This is a genomic window from Methyloversatilis universalis EHg5 (assembly GCF_000378945.1).
In the GTDB taxonomy this organism is placed as follows: domain Bacteria; phylum Pseudomonadota; class Gammaproteobacteria; order Burkholderiales; family Rhodocyclaceae; genus Methyloversatilis; species Methyloversatilis universalis_A.
In genome coordinates this window covers 3,674,774-3,691,257 of sequence record NZ_KB900539.1, presented here as the reverse complement: position 1 = coordinate 3,691,257, position 16,484 = coordinate 3,674,774, and the positions used below count along the sequence as shown (strand labels likewise).

Sequence of the window (16,484 nt, the reverse complement as noted above, 5' to 3'; positions counted from 1 at the left end):
TACTACATCCCACAGAATCACCCTCCCCACCGCCGCCCGCGACCTCTACCGCGCCCTCTGGCTCCACGCCCAAGGTGCACGCGCGCAGATGCTCGGCGCGGCGGCGCTGCTGTCCGGCGCGCAGCTGCTGCGCCTCACCATGCCGTGGCTCGCCGCGCAGGCGATCAATGCCTTGCAGCAGGGCGACATGGCGACGGCGGGGCGGTGGATTCTTTATCTGGTCGGCATCTATCTGCTGTCCTGGCTGCTGCATGGGCCGGGGCGGGTGCTGGAGCGGAATGTCGGCGTGCGGGTGCGCGTGCGGCTGGCGGATGCGCTGTATGCGCGCATCGCGGCGGCGCCCTTGGCGTGGCGGGACGGGCGGCATTCGGGTGAGCTGCAGCACCGCGTGATGCAGGCGAGCCGGGCGCTGTCGGACTTCGCGCAGAACCAGTTCGACTATCTGCAGAGCGCGTTCAACTTCGTCGGGCCGCTGGTGGCGCTGGCGCTGCTGTCGCGCACCAGTGGCGCGATCGCGGTGAGCGGCTATGTGGTGATCGCGCTCATCATCCTGCGCTTCGACCGCACGCTGATGCAGCTCGCGCGCGCCGAGAACGATGCCGACCGCCGCTATGCCGCGGCGCTGCTCGATTTCGTCGGCAATGCCGGAACGGTGATCGGGCTGCGGCTGCAGGCGGCGTCGCGCGTGCTGCTGGGCCGGCGCATGGAGGCGGTGATGGCGCCGCTGCGGCGCGCGGTGATGGTGAACGAAGGCAAGTGGTTCGCGGTGGACCTGCTCGGCATGGGGCTCACCTGGGTGCTGGTGGTGGTGTATGTCATGCAGGTGCGCACGCCGGGGCAGGCGGTGGCGCTGGGCACGGTGTTCATGATTTACCAGTACGCGCAGCAGGCGGCCGGCGTGGTGGCTTCGCTGGCGTCCAACTTTCAGGGCTTCGCGCGCATGCATACCGACTACTGCAGCGCGGAGCCGATCTGGGCCGCGCCCGGTAAGCCGGATGCAGAGGTGCCCGCGGTGCAGGCGGATGCGCTGTGGCAGACGCTGGCGCTGCGCGGTGCGACGCTGCGTTATGGCGACGACGCGCGCGGCGGCGAGCGGGGTGGACTGCAGGGCGTGGATCTGGAACTGCGGCGCGGTACGCGCGTGGCGCTGATCGGCCCGAGCGGCGGCGGCAAAAGCACGCTTTTGCGTACGCTGGCCGGCCTCTATCTGCCGCAGCAGGGCGAGCTGCTGCGCGACGGTGTGCCGGTGCCGTGGGCTGAACTGCGCACACTGGCGACGCTGATTCCGCAGGAAGCCGAGGTGTTCGAAGCCAGTGTGGAAGAGAACCTCACCTTCGGCCAGCCGGCCGACCCGGCGGCGCTGCGGTCGGCGATGCACGCCGGCGTGTTCGACGAGGTGCTTGAGCGCCTGCCCGACGGACTGCAGAGCACGCTGAGCGAGCGCGGCGGCAACCTCTCCGGCGGCCAGCGTCAGCGGCTGGCGCTGGCCCGCGGTGCGCTGGCGGCGCAGGGCAGTTCGCTGCTGCTGCTCGACGAACCGACCAGTGCGCTTGACCCGCAGGCCGAGGGCCGGGTGTTCGACCGCATGGTGGCGGCCTTCCCGTCGGCCTGCATCGTCGCCTCGGTGCACCGGCCCAGCCTGCTCGCGCGCTTCGACACGGTGGTGGTGGTGGAAGCCGGCCGCGTGGTCGACGCCGGCCCGCGCGATGAAGTGCTGGCGCGGCGGGCGCACTGAAGGGGCTGCACCGTGCACAGATCGAAGCGCCGGCTAGACTGACAGCCCGATCTCCTTCATGCCGTGGCGATGCGCTTCAGCTCCTGCTCAGTCCGATGGCTGTGTGCCGTGCCGATGCTGGCGGCGTGCGCCAGCGTGGCCGCACACGGCGGCGGCCTGAACGCCGAGGGCTGCCACCACAACCGCAAGACCGGGGACTACCACTGCCATCGCGCCGCACCGGTGCGCGCGGGCGAGCCTGGCTACGGCCCGCACCTCGACCGCGACGGCGACGGCATCGGCTGCGAGCCCTGGCGCGGGCGCTGAGTGGCCCGCGCCAGGGCTACCGTCACTTCAGCGGCAGGAACACCAGCTTGCCGGCCATCATGTCCGGCATCAGCAGGGTGCGACCGTCCGCCGACAGCGCGATGTCCGCCGACGACTTGTGGCCTTCGGCGATCAGTTGCGGCGCCGACCGCGGCTTGCCCAGACGCCACACCTTGCCGCCCTTCCAGTCGCTCACGTAGAGCGCGCCGTCGCGATCGCGCACCAGCCCGTCGGCGCCGCCGAAGCCGCTGTAGAGCAGCTTGAGCGACGGTTTGCCGCCGCCCTTCTTCATCACCAGACGGAACAGCTTGCCGGTGCCGAAGTCGGCCACCAGCAGCGCGTTCGGGCCGTCGACCAGCAGACCGTTCGGGCGCACGATGCCGGCATTTGCGCCGAGCACGGTGCGGATGCCGCCGTCCGGGGCGATGGCGTAGATGCCGGCGCCCTTGCCCTTGTCGTCGCCGCTGTCCGACACATAGATCACGCCGTCGCCGGCGATCTCGATGTCGTTCAGGAAGACCGGCTTGTGCGGGAAGTCGCCGGGTTTGGCCAGTTCGCTTACCGTGCCGTCGAGGCTGATGCGCAGCACGCGGTCCATGTCGGTGACGTAGAGCTTGTCGCCGGCGAGGGCGATGCCCTTGGGATCGTTCAGCCCGCCGACCAGCGTTTCGGTGCGGCCGTCCGGATGCACCACGGTGACCTTGCCGTCACCCGGCTTGTTGAATTCGCCGATCTCGGTCACGAAGATGCGGCCGTCCGGGTGGGCGACCGCCGATTCCGGCATGGTGAGGCCGGCGATCTCTTTCAGCGCGGCGCCGGTGCGCTGCGCGGGCGGTTCCGCAGGGTTCGGCTCGGCGGCCAGGACGACCGCCGAGGTCAGGCCGGCCAGCGCGGCAACCAGCCATTTCGATCGCATGCTGCTTACAGGGGTGTTCTTCATGAAGCCCTCCGGTTGGGGTGAGGTGACGAGTGTATGGAATGACGGCAGGTGAAGGGAAAGGCAATGCGGCCGATGCGTCGGCGCCTGCAGCGTCGTCGCCATGCGGGTCGACTGCAGTCTGCCCCGGCAGTTCGGCCGCGGACACCGCCATCCGGTGCGTGAGCGAAGTGAACCGCGCGACGGATTCAGGCATTATCGCCCGCGCCTGCGTTCTTTCCTGGCGCTTTCCGACATGAGTACGGCATGACTTCGAACCACGACCGCTACCAGGCCAATCTCCGCGACGAACTCGACGGCGCTGCGCTCTACGCCGCGCTGGCCGAGGCCGAAACCGACCCGGTGCGGCGCGACCTGTTCCGCCAGCTGGCAGAAGCCGAGACGGCGCACGCGCAGCTGTGGCGCAGCAAGCTGGAGGCGGCGGGCGTGAAGCCGGAGGCTTTCCGGCCCAGCTTCCGCACCCGCACGCTGGCGATGCTGGCAAAGCGCTTCGGGCCGTCCTTCGTGCTGCCCTCGGTGGCGACCGCGGAATTCGCCGACCGCGACAAGTACGCCGGTCAGGCCGACGCGGCGTCGCTGTCGGCGGAAGAGCGTTCGCACGCCGCGGTGCTGGAGGCCGCGGCCGGCAAGCCGCGCGGCATGAGTGGCGCCGCCATCGCCAAGGGCGAGCGCTGGCATCGCGGCGGCTCGGGCAACGAGCTGCGGGCGTCGGTGCTGGGCGCCAACGACGGTCTGGTGTCCAACCTCTGTCTGGTGATGGGCGTGGCGGGCGCCGGCGCGCCGGCCAAGAGCATCCTGCTGACCGGGCTGGCCGGCCTGATCGCGGGCGCGGTGTCGATGGCGCTGGGCGAGTGGCTGTCGGTTACCAATTCGCGCGAGTTCGCGCAGGCGCAGATGGCGGCCGAAGCGGCCGAACTGGAAGAGACGCCGGAGGCGGAGCGCAAGGAGCTGGCGCTGATCTTTCAAGCCAAGGGGCTGGCGCGCGAAGATGCGCAGCGGGTGGCGACCGAACTGATGCGCGACAAGAAGGCCGCGCTGGACACGCTGATGCGCGAAGAACTGGGCATCGACCCGGCCGAGCTGGGCGGCAACCCGTGGAGCGCGGCCGGCTTTTCCTTCGTGCTGTTTTCGGCCGGTGCGCTGTTTCCGGTGCTGCCCTTCTTCTTCACCGAAGGCGTGGCCGGCATGGCCTGGAGCGGTGGCCTGTCGGCGGCGGCGCTGGCCGGCATCGGTGTGGCGACCTCGCTGTTCAGCGGCCGCGGCCCGGTCTATTCCGCGCTGCGTCAGGTGCTGATCGGCGTGGCGGCGGCCGGCGTCACCTACGGCACCGGTGCGCTGATCGGGGTGTCGCTGGCCTGATCGCCTGCCTCTGCGGCCAGGCGATCAGTTCGCTTCATCAGTTCGTTTCGCTCGACGCACGCCGGCCGCGCCGCCGGTGAAGCCGGCGGAGCGCTGGGGGCGGCCGCATTCACTGCGCTCGCTCCAGCGTCATGCCCGAGACGCGTACCTGCCGACCGTCTTCACTCAGTTCGGCCACGTCGCCGCCGGCGGCGAGCACTCCCAGCACCTCGACCCTTCGTGCATCGATGCGCCGCAAGGGCACGGCCGGCGCATCGCTGCCGAAAGCGGCGTGTGGCACGCTGCGCGACAGCAGTACGCCGGCGTCCTCAAAAACTTCGACATGGTCGATGAAGGCGGCTTCCGGCGTGCCGGCTTGCGGCCTGTAATGGCCGGTCAGCGAAGGCCCGGTCAGCAAAGGTCCGGGGCCATTGCTGTCGGGCCGCAGGCGTTCGCCTGCCAGCATCGCACCGCTCTTCGTGTGTGCGACCAGCATGTCCCGGCCGCTGATCTGACGACGTTCCAGCGCGATCTCGCCGAAGCGCCCGATCGGCACCGGTATCAGCCCGAGCAGCCGGTAACTCAGCCCGGCGCGGCCCTGGCTGTCGGGGATCAGTTCGAAGCGGGTGCCGGCCATGTCGGCGTGCAGACGCTGACCGGTGCGGCTCACCCTGACATGCCCGGCCACCGTGCTGTAGTCGCCCGGCCATACCGCCAGCTCTTCGGTGCGCCAGGGCTGTTCGCGCGCGGTGAAGCCGGCGGGCGAGGCCGCGCGCAGTCCCTTTCGCGCTTCGAGGAACAGTTCCAGTGCATAGGCGGCCGCGGCATGCACGGTCGGTCCGGCCTCTGCGCTGTTGCTGGCGACGATGACGCCCAGACGCTGTGCGGGCAGCGCGATCAGGCGGCTGCTGAAGTGCAGGGTGGCGCCGTCGTGCTGGATGACCGGCCCGACACCGACCGGGCTGTCGCTCCCCGGCATGTTCAGCAGCCACCCGAGGCCTGCCTGCAGATTGAGATCCATCGGGTTGCCGGCGTTCTGCGCCGTCTGCATCACGTCGTGCGCCGCCGCAGGCAGCAGGTGGTCTTCCGGGTCGAGTGCCGCGATCATGAAACGGCTCATGTCGAGCACGCTGGCATTCAGTCCGCCGGCGGCGATATCGCGCAGCGCTGGCTCCGGCACCACGCGGCCACCCCGGTGGGCGCGGGCTGCGTCGACGGGCAGCGCGGCGGTGAAGCTCGCGGTACGCATGCCCAGCGGGCCGAGCAGGGTACGTTCAAGGTGGGTGGCGTAGTCTTCGCCGCTGACCTGTTCGACCGCGAGCCCGAGCAGGGTGAAGCCGAGGTTGGAGTAGCTGAACACCTGGCCGGCCGGGTAAGCGGTGTCGATGCCGGCGAGCGTCGGCAGCACGCTGTGCATCGGCGCCACCGTGTCGCCCCACATGCCACCGGTCAGATCACGCGGCAGGCCGGCGTGATGGCTCATGATCTGGCGTGCGGTGAAGGCGACTGGCGCGCCGCCGGCATGGCGGTCGCGCATCTGCAGTGCCGGAAGCGCGGCGCAGAGGGGCGCGTCAGGATCGATCTGCCCGGACTGGGCCAGACGCATCGTGGCGGTGGCGGTGAAGAGTTTGGTGATGGAGCCCATGCGGTACACCGTGTCCGGCGTGGCAGGCAGGCGGGCGTTCGCGTCAGCCAGGCCTGCGCCGTGTGCCCACACCACGCGTGTGCCGTCGACCACCGCGATGCTTAACCCGGTTATGCCTTCACTGCGCATGCGATGCGCGAGCCAGGCTTCCATGTGGCGGGCGGCGGCGCCATCGTCGCCAGCGGGCGGCGGTGACGGGCGGGCCGGGGCGCCGGCGCAGGCGGCCAGCAGTTGCGACAGCGCAAGCAGCAGACAGGTGAGGCGGAGCGGGCTACGGGTCATGTCGGAGTTCTCGGGCATCGGAAGTCAGCAGCATGCCAAACGCTTCCTTCAGGAAAGCCAAAGACACCCTTCCCGCCGCGTGCCGTGAAAGCTAGTCTGCGCCGGTTCCCGGTAAAGACGCGGCCACACCGCATGCACATACTGATCGTCGAAGATGATGTCGGGCTGGGGCCGGCCATGATGGCGGCACTCAAGGCCGAGGGCTGTTCCAGCGTCTGGGTGCGCCGGCTGGCCGACGTGCCTCCACTGGCTGATCTGGCGCTCGACTGCGTGCTGCTCGACCTGTCGCTGCCCGACGGCGAAGGGCTGACGCTGCTCAGGCGCTGGCGCGCACGCGGCGAGGTCGTCCCGGTCATCGTGGTGACGGCACGCAGTGCGCTCGACGAGCGCCTGATCGGGCTGGACAGCGGCGCCGACGACTTCATCGTGAAACCGTTCGCGATGCCGGAACTGATGTCGCGGCTGCGCGCGGTGACCCGGCGCAGCGCGCGCCGGGCCAGCGACCTGTGGCAGAGCGGTGGCCTGCAGGTCGCACCGCGCGCCCATCGTGCATGGCTCGATGGCGTTGAACTCGACCTGTCTCCGCGTGAGTTCCGCTTGCTGCTCGAACTGGCGCGCGAGCCGGGCCGACCGGTGTCAAAGGGCGAGCTGGGCATGCGCCTGGCGCCGCTGGGCGAGCCGCTCGACGGCGCCACCATCGAAGTTCACCTCTCCAATCTGCGGCGCAAGATCGGCGCAGCGCGCATACGCACGCTGCGTGGCGTCGGCTACATGCTGGAGGAGGCATGACCCTGCGTTTCCGGCCGTCGCTCACCGGGCGCGTGATGCGCGCACTGCTGTGTGCCTTCGCACTGGTCTGGGTTGCGCTGGTGGCCCGCGACTTCGTCGGCTATCGCGCCTATGACGAAGATCCGTCGCCACTCGGCACGCTGGCCGAAGCGGTGCTGCAGTCGCTTGAATCGCTGGACGACGCGTCGGCGCGCATCGCGCTGGCAGCGTCCGATCGCCAGTACAACCTGCTGCGCCGGCAGTCTCTGCCCACCGAACTACGCCCGCTGCTGTTCGTGGCCGAGCGTGCCGGTCATGCGCCGGTCTATCGGTCGCCGTTGCTGGCTGCCGCGCGCGAGGGCTGCGCCGGTGCGCCCGCCCGTACCGAAGTCGAGCACGCCGGTCAGCGCTACTGGCGGGCCGAGCGCAGTGCCGGCGGCTGGTGCGTGGTGGTGCTCGAGCCGGTGCTGGCGCCCGGCACCGTGCTCCGCCTGATCAATGCCACGCTGCTGCAGCCCATGGCCATCGCGCTGCCGCTCATCCTGCTTCCGCTGTGGCTCACGGTGCGCGGCGGGCTGGCGCCGCTGCGCCGCTTTGCAGAGCGTATCCGGCGGCGTGCGCCGGACGATCTGTCGCCGCTCGACGTCGATCTGCGGCACGCCGAACTGGCCCCGCTCGGCGAGGCCTTCGACGCGCTGCTCGCGCGAGCCCGGGCCAGCATCGAGCGTGAGCGCAGCTTCGTGCAGGACGCCGCTCACGAACTGCGGACGCCGCTGGCCGTCATTACGGCAGAGGCGCACGCGCTGACCGGTGCCGCCGACGCTGAGGCCGCGCGGCGCGCGCAGCGCGGGCTTGAGGCGGCCGTCGCGCGTGCTTCGCATCTGGTCGGACAGCTGCTCCGTCTGGCTTCGCTCGAAAGCCGTGGCGACGGCAGCCCGCCGGCCGTCTGCGATGTGGTGGCGCTGCTGCGTGAGGTGCTGATTGCGGCACTGCCTGCGGCGACCGCGCGCCGGGTCGACATCGGGCTCGACGGCCCGGATGCACTGCACGCGCATCTGGATGCAGGTGCGCTGCATTCGGTGGTGGATAACCTCGTGCGCAATGCGGTGGCCTATGGTCGCGAGGGCGGGCGGGTGGACATCGTGCTCCGGCGGGTCGGTGACACCCTGCAGCTCGATGTGGCCGACGACGGACCTGGCCTTGACCCGGCGCTGCAGCCGCATCTGTTCGAACGCTTCCGTCGCGGCGCCGGCACGCATGCACCGGGCGCCGGTCTTGGCCTGGCCATTGTGCGCGAGGCCGTGCGGCGCCTCGGCGGGCAGATCGTGCTTGCAGCCGGGCTGGACGGACGGGGCACCGGATTCCGCATCACCGTGCCGGTCGTGGTCTCCCGACCGACCTGAGCAGGTCTGGGTTACAGCGGCAGGCTGGCTCTCGATGTATGCCGCCCCGGGCGGTGTCTGATGAATGCAGGTACATCGTTTGCGCCGGCGGCGACAGCCAGAACTCAGTTCGACCTCAGTTCGACCTCAGGCTTCGGTGTCGGACGCAGCGAGCGGCGGGCCTTTCCGCGACTCCCGGCGCTGTCCGAACCACTGCACCACTTCGGTGGCGGTCTCTCGCGGCATCTTGGCGGCGGTGCGGTTCGCCAGATCGGCGAGAGTGTGGCCGCGCAGCGCGTCGCGCATGCGTTTTTCGGCTTCCAGCATCACCGCGTGCACCGAGCACACGCCCTCGGTCGCCCACTGCGGCGGGCTGTCGCCGAAGACGGCGCAGCGGTGGCGGATTTCCCGGCAGTCGAACAGCGCCTTGTCGCCGTCGATGGCCAGCACGACGTCGTGCACGCTGATCCGCTCCGGCGCCCGGCCGAGCCGGAAGCCGCCCTTCACGCCTTCGGTGGCCACCGTGATGCCGGCCTTGTGCAGCCGGGTAAACAGCTTGGCGGCAAATTCGGGGGATATGCCCTGCATGTCGGCGAGGTCGCGCGCGCTGGCGCCCTCGGCTTCCGGCGGCAGCGCTGCGAGGAAGATGAGGCAGTGCAGTGCGTACTCGACGCCGGTGCTGATGTGGCTCACGGGGCTTCCATGCAATGAGGGGCGGCGGACCGGGACGGCTGTCCGCCGGCCTTCTGCGCCAGAGTGCGCATTCTCTCATTCCGGGCCGGTCGGGTAATGCCGCGCCGGCCGGTCGCGCTCAGGGCACGATGACGTAGTAGGGGTCGGCCAGCGCCAGTGCGGCGTCGCGGTCGGCGGCCGGCGGGTAGATCCACTGCGTGTTGATGGCCCGCTTCAGCGCCTTGGCTTCCTGGCCGCGCAGCTTGACCTGACGGTCCCAGCCTTCGGTATAGACCGCGCCCCAGGGGCCGAGGTCGAGGCAGGTGACGTATTTGGGCTGGCTGTAGCGCGCGGTGGGCAGGCCCACCAGTTCGGCGGCGGCGTTGTGGCCGGCCACGCGGCCCAGGCTCAGCGCGTGCTGGCAGGACATGACGGCCACGTTGCCGAGGTCGTCGGTGGCGGCCTGCACCACGTCGCCCGCGACGAAGATGGCGGGCGCTTCGCTGGCGCGCAGTTCGGCGTCGGACACCAGCCGGCCGTAGCGGTCGTGTTCGCCCGGCACCTGGGCGGCCAGCGCGTTGGCGCGGGCGCCGGCGGTCCACACCACGGTGGCGGCGGCGATGTGTTCGCCGCCTTCCAGCGTCACGCCGGTGGCGTCGATCGCGCTCACCCGTGCCGAGGTGCGGATCTCCACGCCGAGCGCGCCCAGTGCTTCGAGAATGACCGGCCGTGGGCCGGGGCCGAGATCGGGGCCGATGTCGGCCGCCTGTTCGACGATGAGTACGCGGATGTCGGCGCTGTCGCCGAACACCGCGCGCAGGCGCTGCGGCATGTCGGCCGCGGTTTCGATGCCGGTGAAGCCGCCGCCGGCCACCACCACGGTGCGGGCGGCAGGGTCGCTGCGGCCGGCCAGCGAGTGCAGGTGCGCGTCCAGCGCCTTCGCGTCGGCCAGCTGGTCGACAGCTCGCGCAGGCCCGGAATGTCCGGCGTGAACAGCCGGCTGCCGGTGGCCAGCACGAAGCGGTCGTAGCCGAGGGTGTGGCGGCTGCCGTCGTTCCCGCTCACCTCTACCGTGCGCTCGGCGGCGTGTATCTGCTCGACGCGGCCCGGCAGGTGGCGCACGCCCACCGCGGCGAACAGCGCCGACACGTCGGGCGCCAGTTCGTCAAAGGCGGTTTCGTACAGGCGCGGGCGGATGTGCAGTTCCGCGCTCGGCGACACCACGGTGATCGCGACCTCGCCCTCACGGCCGGCCTGCGATACCGCGCGCGCGGCGGCCAGTGCCGCCCATACGCCGGCGAAACCCGAGCCGGCAATCACGATGTTCTGCTGCGTCATGTCATGTCCCTTCTGGCGTGCATCTTGCACAGGTGTCTGTTCGAACGTCCGGCCGTGGGCCCGACGCCGTTCCGGTTGCCATCGCCGGGCAGCGGCCGCGACGGCGTGAATGCGATCTGAACGTGTTCCGGGCTCCGCCGGTGTGGCGGAGGGCTCGCTGCAACGCCGTTCAATAACTACGACTGTATCAATCGTAGTTAAGGTGCGCAAGCGGGGCGGATGCCGCGACCCGGCAATTCATGAATTCATCCAGCGGCGCAGACGGGGCATGAATGCCCGGGCTGGGCGGGGATGGGGAGGGGCGGGCCGCCATCGCGCTGCAACAACACGCGGGACGTCCGGGCGGTGCGCAGGCATCACTTTGATTTGACGGGCTTCCCGCCGCCCCGGATACTCCGCCCCCGGCACTGCCTCACCGGCGGCGCCAGCGCCGCGGCCCGCGCACGGGCTGCCTGCGCCACCATTCCTGTTTTCTTACGTCCTGCCGCCGTTCGCCCTGCGGGAGAACCCGCTGGAGTCGCCCCCGCATCATGATCACGCTCAGAAACGTCGTCCTTCGCCGCAGTGCCAAGGTGCTGCTCGATGGCGCCACCGCCACCATCAATCCGGGCGAGAAGGTCGGCCTGGTCGGCCGCAACGGCGCCGGCAAATCCACGCTGTTCGCGCTGCTCAACGGCACGCTGCACGAGGACGGCGGCGAATTCAGCATGCCGGCGCAGTGGCGCATGGCGCAGGTGGCGCAGGACATGCCGGAAACCGACCAGCCGGCCACCGATTTCGTGATTGAGGGCGACACCGCGCTGCTCGCCGCTCAGAAGGAAGTGCAGGCTGCCGAAGCGACCGACGACGGCGAGCGCATGGCCTATGCCTATATGGCGCTGCACGACGCCGGCGCGCACGACGCGCAGGCGCGGGCGCAGGCGCTCATCCTCGGTCTGGGCTTTACCGCCGACCAGATGTGCAATCCGGTGAACAGCTTTTCCGGTGGCTGGCGCATGCGCCTGCAGCTGGCGCGTGCGCTGATGTGCCCGTCCGACCTGCTGCTGCTCGACGAACCGACCAACCACCTGGATCTGGACGCGCTGGTGTGGCTGGAATCGTGGCTCAAGCGCTACGAAGGCACGCTGGTGGTGATCAGCCACGACCGTGAATTCCTCGACGCCATCACCACGGTGACGGTGCACATCGACGCCGGCAAGCTCACGCGCTACGGCGGCAACTACAGCACCTTCGAAGACATGCGCGCGCAGCAGATGGAGCTGCAGCAGAACGCCTACGCGAAGCAGCAGGACAAGATCGCCCACCTGCAGAAATTCATCGCCCGCTTCAAGGCCAAGGCGAGCAAGGCCAAGCAGGCGCAGAGCCGGGTTAAGGCGCTCGACCGCATGGAAAAGCTCGCGCCCATGCTGGCCACGGCCGACTTCACTTTCGAGTTCAAGGAGCCGGCCAACCTGCCCAATCCGATGCTGGTGATGGAAGACGCCAGCTTCGGTTACCCGCCGCCGGCCGACGCGCCGGCCGGTGCCGAGCCGATCACCATCGTGCGCAACGTGAACAAGTCGGTCATGGCCGGCCAGCGCATCGGCATTCTCGGCGCCAACGGCCAGGGCAAGTCGACCGCGGTGAAAACCATCGCCCGCGCGCTGGCGCCGATCGCCGGTAAGGTGACCGAAGGCAAGGGCCTGTCCATCGGCTACTTCGCGCAGCAGGAACTGGACGTGCTGCGCCCGCAGGACAATCCGCTCGAACACATGACCCGCATGGCGCGCGAAGGCCTGCCGGCCGGGCAGAGCGGCCGTGAACAGGACCTGCGCAACTTCCTCGGCACCTTCAACTTCAGCGGCGACATGGTGAAGCAGGCGGTCGGCACCATGAGCGGCGGCGAGAAGGCGCGCCTGGTGCTGTGCATGCTGGTGTGGCAGCGCCCCAATCTGCTGCTGATGGACGAACCGACCAACCATCTCGACCTCGCCACCCGCGAGGCGCTGGCGGTGGCGCTGAACGAATTCGAAGGCACGGTGATGCTGGTGAGCCACGACCGTTCGCTGCTGCGCTCGGTGTGCGACGAATTCTGGCTGGTGTCGCGCGGAGGCATTGAGCCTTTCGAGGGCGACCTCGACGACTACCAGCGCTACCTGCTGGACGAAGCCAAGCGCGCCCGGGAAGTGCTGAAGGACGCGACCCGGGCCTCAGCGGCCGAAGCCGCCCCGGTCGTGCAGGCCCCGCCGCCGGTCGTCGCGCCGGTGAAAAAGGCGCCGGTGAACCTGAAGGCGCTGAAGAACGAACTGGGCAAGCTCGAACAGCGCATCCTCGAACTGCAGACCAAGAAGCACGCGCTCACTGCAAAGCTCGCCACCGCGCTGCCGCCGAAGGAAATCGGCGAAGTCGGCAGCGAACTGCAGAAGGTGGATGACGAGCTGGACACGCAGGAAGTGCGCTGGCTCGAAGTGACCGAACAGATCGAAGCGGCGGGCTGACGCCGGGGCTGTTCAGGCGGCGACAGCGATGGAGCCATCGCCGAAGCGGCGTTGCCGGCCTGCCGTTGCGGGAGCGGTGTTGTGGGAGCGGCGCCCTCGCCGCGATCGGCCTCTGCCCACTGAGCCCCACTCCGTCTCTCGCCCGCATCGCGGCGGGGGCGCCGCTCCCACGGGTGTGACGCCGCGCCAGTCAGCGCGAGGCGCTGGCAATCCACAGCAGAGGCCGCCACCGGCGCCTCAGAGCTGATACGAATCCAGCACTTCCTGCGCCGCGCGGAAGGCCTCGCCGGCCGCCGGTACGCCGGCATAGACCGCGCAGTGCAGCAGCGTTTCGCGGATTTCTTCGACCGTGCAGCCGTTGTTCAGCGCGCCGCGCACATGGCCTTTCAGTTCGTGCGGGCTCTTCAGCGCGGTCAGCGCGGCCAGCGTGACCAGGCTGCGGGTGCGGCGGTCCAGACCTTCGCGCGCCCACACGCTGCCCCAGCCGTGCGCGTTGATGAATTCCTGCAGCGGGCGGGTGAAGTCGGTGGCGTTGGCGTGGGCGCGGTCGACGAAGGCGTCGCCCATGACGCTGCGGCGTATGGTTTCGCCGTTCGAGGGGTGGTCGCTCATTGCGTGGGTTCCGTACGCGTTTACTTGGCGGCGGCTGCGGCCTTGGCGTCGTCTTCGCAGCGGCGGATCGACGAATCCTTGGCGGCGCCGGCCAGCGGCTTGCCGTCCTTGCTCACCGCGCGTGCTTCGCAGCCGAGCGCCTGCACGGCGTCGCGCTGGCAGCGGCCGACCGATGCATCCTTGGCGGCACCGGCGAGCGGCTTGCCGTCCTTGCTCAGCGCCCTGGCTTCGCATTCGGCGGTGAGGCCGGCTTCGCGATAGCAGCGCTTCAGGAAGCCGTCCTTGGCGGCGCCGGCCAGCGGCTTGCCATTCTTGTCGATCGCGTTGGCGTCACAGCGGGCACCGGCCAGCGCGGCAGGCGAAGCGTCGGCGGAGAACGCGGGCGCCGCGCACAGCAGGGCGGCGGTGATCAGTGCGATGCGGGAAATCGATGCGGTGCGGGTCATGTCCGGCTCCTCGATGGGGTGGCGACAGCCCGCACTGTAGCGCCGACCGCCGCCGCCGCGCCACCCTCGCGGCATGACGGGCTGCCGGCGGCGGGCAGACTCAGTCCAGCTCGTAGGCGTTCTTGTAGTCGAGCTTGAGCGCCGGGTCCTGGCGCGACTTTTCCAGCACGCAGTTGCCGACCACCAGCAGGTCGATCTCGCTGCCCATCAGACAGCGGAAGGCGTCTTCCGGCGTGCTCACGATGGGTTCGCCGCGCACGTTGAACGAGGTGTTCACCAGCACCGGGCAGCCGGTCAGCGCCTTGAAGCGCGAAATCAGGCGGTGGTAGAGCGGATTGGTGTCCGCATGCACGGTCTGGATGCGCGCCGAGTAGTCGACGTGGGTGACCGCGGGGATGTCGGAGCGCGGCACGTTCAGCTTGTCGATGCCGAACAGCGCCTGCTGCTCGGCGGTCATCGGTTTCTGCTTCGCCTTCGCGACGTCGGCCACCATCAGCATGTAGGGGCTGTCGGTGTCGATGTCGAACCATTCACTCACGTCCTCGCGCAGCACGCTGGGCGCGAACGGGCGGAAGGATTCGCGGTATTTCACCTTCAGGTTGAGCTGCTTCTGCACGCTGGGCGAACGCGGGTCGGCGATGATGGAACGGCCGCCGAGCGCGCGCGGGCCGAATTCCATGCGGCCTTGATGCCAGCCCACCGCCTTGCCTTCGGCCAAAGCGCGGGCGGTACAGTCGATCATGTCGTCCTGCGACAGCGTGTCGAACACCGCGCCGGCCGCCTTCAGGCGACGCTCGATGTCGTCCTGCGCGTAGCTGGGGCCGAGGTAGCTACCGTGCATGCCGTCGCCGGCGCGCACGGTGCGCGGTTGCTTCAGCGCCAGATGGGTGGCGGCCAGTGCCGCACCGACCGCACCGCCGGCGTCACCGGCGGCCGGCTGCACCCAGATGCGGTCGAACACGTTCGCCCGCAGCAGCTTGCCGTTGGCCACGCAGTTCAGCGCCACGCCACCGGCCAGGCAGAGATTGTTCAGTCCGGTCGACTTGCGGATACCGCGCGCCAGCCGGATCACCACTTCTTCGGTCACCGCCTGCACCGACGCGGCCAGATCCATCTCGCGCTGGGTGAGCGTGCTTTCCGGCTTGCGCGGCGGGCCGCCGAACAGCGCGTCGAAGCGCTCGTTGGTCATGGTGAGACCGGTGCAGTAGTTGAAGTACTGCATGTCGAGCCAGAAGGAGCCGTCCTCCTTCACGTCGATCAGGTGGTCCAGCATGGTCTGCGCATAGCGCGGCTCGCCATAGGGCGCCAGACCCATCACCTTGTACTCGCCGGAATTCACCTTGAAGCCGGTGTAGTAGGTGATGGCCGAGTACAGCAGGCCGAGCGAGTGCGGGAAATGGATTTCCTTGTGCACCGACAGGTCGTTGCCGCGGCCGATGGCCAGCGAGGTGGTGGTCCACTCGCCGACGCCGTCCATCGTGAGCACCGCCGCCTCTTCGAACGGCGACGGGAAGAAGGCGCTGGCCGCGTGGCTCAGGTGGTGTTCCGAAAACATGAGGCGCGTCGACCAGTCGACGCCGCTGTCCGGGAACTGACCTTCGAGTGCGCGGGTGATGACCGACTTCTGGAACAGCTTGTCCTTCAGCCACACCGGCAGCGAGGTGGCGAAGCTGCGGAAGCCCCGCGGCGCGAAGGCCAGATAGGTTTCCAGCAGCCGCTCGAACTTCAGGAAGGGCTTGTCGTAGAACACGACCTGGTCGATGTCCTGCGGCTTCAGCCCGGCGTGGGCGAGGCAGTAGTCGATCGCGTGCTGCGGAAAGCCGGCGTCGTGCTTCTTGCGGGTGAAACGCTCTTCCTGCGCGGCTGCCACGATGTCGCCATCGACCACCAGACAGGCGGCCGCGTCGTGGTAATAGGCCGAGATGCCGAGAACCCGCATGCTCAGAACAGCGTGTAGATGAAGGGTGCGATCACCGAGCCCTGGGCGGCGATGAGCAGCGCACCGATGGCGACCATGATGATGATGACCGGCATCAGCCAGAGCTTCTTGCGGGTGCGCAGGAAAGCCCAGAGTTCCTTGATGAATGCGTTCATGCGGATCAGAACTGGTTCTTGAACGAATCGGCGGCCGGACCCGGCGGGTCGCGGTCGATCCAGTGGGTGCTCACGGTGCGGCGGCGCATGCGCAGTTCGTCGCGGCCACGCAGCCGGCCGAACAGCGCCACCGGCGTGATCAGGCCGAAAAAGATGACGCCCATGACGATGGGACTGACGATGCGGCCCAGCAGTTCGCCGAGCAGGTACCAGGCGCGGTTGAACGGCGCCAGCAGCCGCGGCGCGAACAGCGTCACTGCGGCGGTCAGCGCCGAGGCGGCGCCCCAGGCGATGGCGGCTTCGCGCTGCCAGCCCTTGTAAACGGCATAGCCCGCCAGACCGGCGAACACCACCGTAAACAGCAGGCCGAAAGAGCGTTCGGAAGGAGGGGAAGACGTGGATTTCACGGCCGGCACTCTACCATAGCGACCGCGACGGCTCCGGCGGTGCAC

14 protein-coding genes and 1 pseudogene are annotated in these 16,484 nt (G+C 69.4%); 6 read left to right on the top strand and 9 right to left on the bottom strand.

The genetic code is table 11. The annotated features are described in order from the left end of the window. Positions 1-88 precede the first annotated feature (88 nt). Together METUNV2_RS0116745 and METUNV2_RS0116740 are read left to right on the top strand one after the other, a co-directional pair. Positions 89-1,735, top strand: a complete 1,647-nt coding sequence (locus METUNV2_RS0116745) for an ATP-binding cassette domain-containing protein (protein WP_018230629.1) — start codon at positions 89-91, stop codon at positions 1,733-1,735. 114 nt (positions 1,736-1,849) lie between these two features. Then, entirely contained in the window at positions 1,850-2,041 is a 192-nt protein-coding gene (locus tag METUNV2_RS0116740) for an excalibur calcium-binding domain-containing protein (protein WP_036271219.1), read from the top strand. 22 nt (positions 2,042-2,063) lie between these two features. Here the strand turns inward: METUNV2_RS0116740 and METUNV2_RS0116735 are convergent, their stop codons facing one another. Next, positions 2,064-2,981, bottom strand: coding sequence for an SMP-30/gluconolactonase/LRE family protein (locus METUNV2_RS0116735; protein WP_018230627.1), 918 nt, complete (start codon positions 2,979-2,981; stop codon positions 2,064-2,066). Between the two features lie 243 nt (positions 2,982-3,224). Here METUNV2_RS0116735 and METUNV2_RS0116730 point away from each other — a divergent pair, with 243 nt between their 5' ends. Then, positions 3,225-4,337 carry a VIT1/CCC1 transporter family protein gene (locus METUNV2_RS0116730; protein ID WP_018230626.1) on the top strand — a complete coding sequence of 371 codons (1,113 nt, stop codon included), beginning with the start codon at positions 3,225-3,227 and terminating at the stop codon, positions 4,335-4,337. 109 nt (positions 4,338-4,446) lie between these two features. Here METUNV2_RS0116730 and METUNV2_RS0116725 read toward each other — a convergent pair whose 3' ends face one another. Continuing rightward, positions 4,447-6,243, bottom strand: coding sequence for a serine hydrolase domain-containing protein (locus METUNV2_RS0116725; RefSeq protein WP_036271411.1), 1,797 nt, complete (start codon positions 6,241-6,243; stop codon positions 4,447-4,449). A gap of 132 nt (positions 6,244-6,375) precedes the next feature. On the opposite strand from METUNV2_RS0116725, the gene METUNV2_RS0116720 reads away from it, so the two are divergent. Together METUNV2_RS0116720 and METUNV2_RS0116715 are read left to right on the top strand one after the other, a co-directional pair. Continuing rightward, a complete protein-coding gene (locus METUNV2_RS0116720) occupies positions 6,376-7,032 on the top strand; it encodes a response regulator (RefSeq protein ID WP_018230624.1) in 657 nt (218 codons plus the stop codon). Further along, complete coding sequence (locus METUNV2_RS0116715; protein ID WP_018230623.1) at positions 7,029-8,414, top strand: sensor histidine kinase; 1,386 nt, start codon at positions 7,029-7,031, stop codon at positions 8,412-8,414. Before METUNV2_RS0116720 ends, METUNV2_RS0116715 begins: the two co-directional genes overlap by 4 nt. A gap of 126 nt (positions 8,415-8,540) precedes the next feature. On the opposite strand, the gene METUNV2_RS0116710 is transcribed toward METUNV2_RS0116715, so the two are convergent. Further along, on the bottom strand, positions 8,541-9,086 hold the full coding sequence (locus tag METUNV2_RS0116710) for an RrF2 family transcriptional regulator (protein ID WP_018230622.1): 546 nt from the start codon (positions 9,084-9,086) through the stop codon (positions 8,541-8,543). Between the two features lie 118 nt (positions 9,087-9,204). Continuing rightward, positions 9,205-10,403 (bottom strand): annotated as a pseudogene (locus METUNV2_RS19255) (NAD(P)/FAD-dependent oxidoreductase). A 530-nt stretch (positions 10,404-10,933) separates the two neighbouring features. Here METUNV2_RS19255 and METUNV2_RS0116700 point away from each other — a divergent pair. After that, a complete protein-coding gene (locus tag METUNV2_RS0116700; RefSeq protein ID WP_018230618.1) occupies positions 10,934-12,880 on the top strand; it encodes an ABC-F family ATP-binding cassette domain-containing protein in 1,947 nt (648 codons plus the stop codon). Positions 12,881-13,117: 237 nt separating this feature from the next. Here the strand turns inward: METUNV2_RS0116700 and METUNV2_RS0116695 are convergent, their stop codons facing one another. The 5 genes from METUNV2_RS0116695 to METUNV2_RS0116675 form a co-directional block, all read right to left on the bottom strand. Further along, a complete protein-coding gene (locus tag METUNV2_RS0116695; RefSeq protein WP_018230617.1) occupies positions 13,118-13,492 on the bottom strand; it encodes a carboxymuconolactone decarboxylase family protein in 375 nt (124 codons plus the stop codon). A gap of 20 nt (positions 13,493-13,512) precedes the next feature. After that, positions 13,513-13,938, bottom strand: coding sequence for a hypothetical protein (locus METUNV2_RS0116690; RefSeq protein WP_018230616.1), 426 nt, complete (start codon positions 13,936-13,938; stop codon positions 13,513-13,515). A gap of 100 nt (positions 13,939-14,038) precedes the next feature. After that, complete coding sequence (locus tag METUNV2_RS0116685; RefSeq protein WP_018230615.1) at positions 14,039-15,877, bottom strand: carbamoyltransferase family protein; 1,839 nt, start codon at positions 15,875-15,877, stop codon at positions 14,039-14,041. Between the two features lie 2 nt (positions 15,878-15,879). Continuing rightward, positions 15,880-16,032 carry a DUF5989 family protein gene (locus METUNV2_RS20045; protein WP_008061208.1) on the bottom strand — a complete coding sequence of 51 codons (153 nt, stop codon included), beginning with the start codon at positions 16,030-16,032 and terminating at the stop codon, positions 15,880-15,882. Between the two features lie 5 nt (positions 16,033-16,037). Next, positions 16,038-16,439 (bottom strand): SxtJ family membrane protein, encoded by a 402-nt coding sequence (locus METUNV2_RS0116675; RefSeq protein WP_232415701.1) that lies wholly within the window; start codon positions 16,437-16,439, stop codon positions 16,038-16,040. Positions 16,440-16,484: the final 45 nt, after the last annotated feature.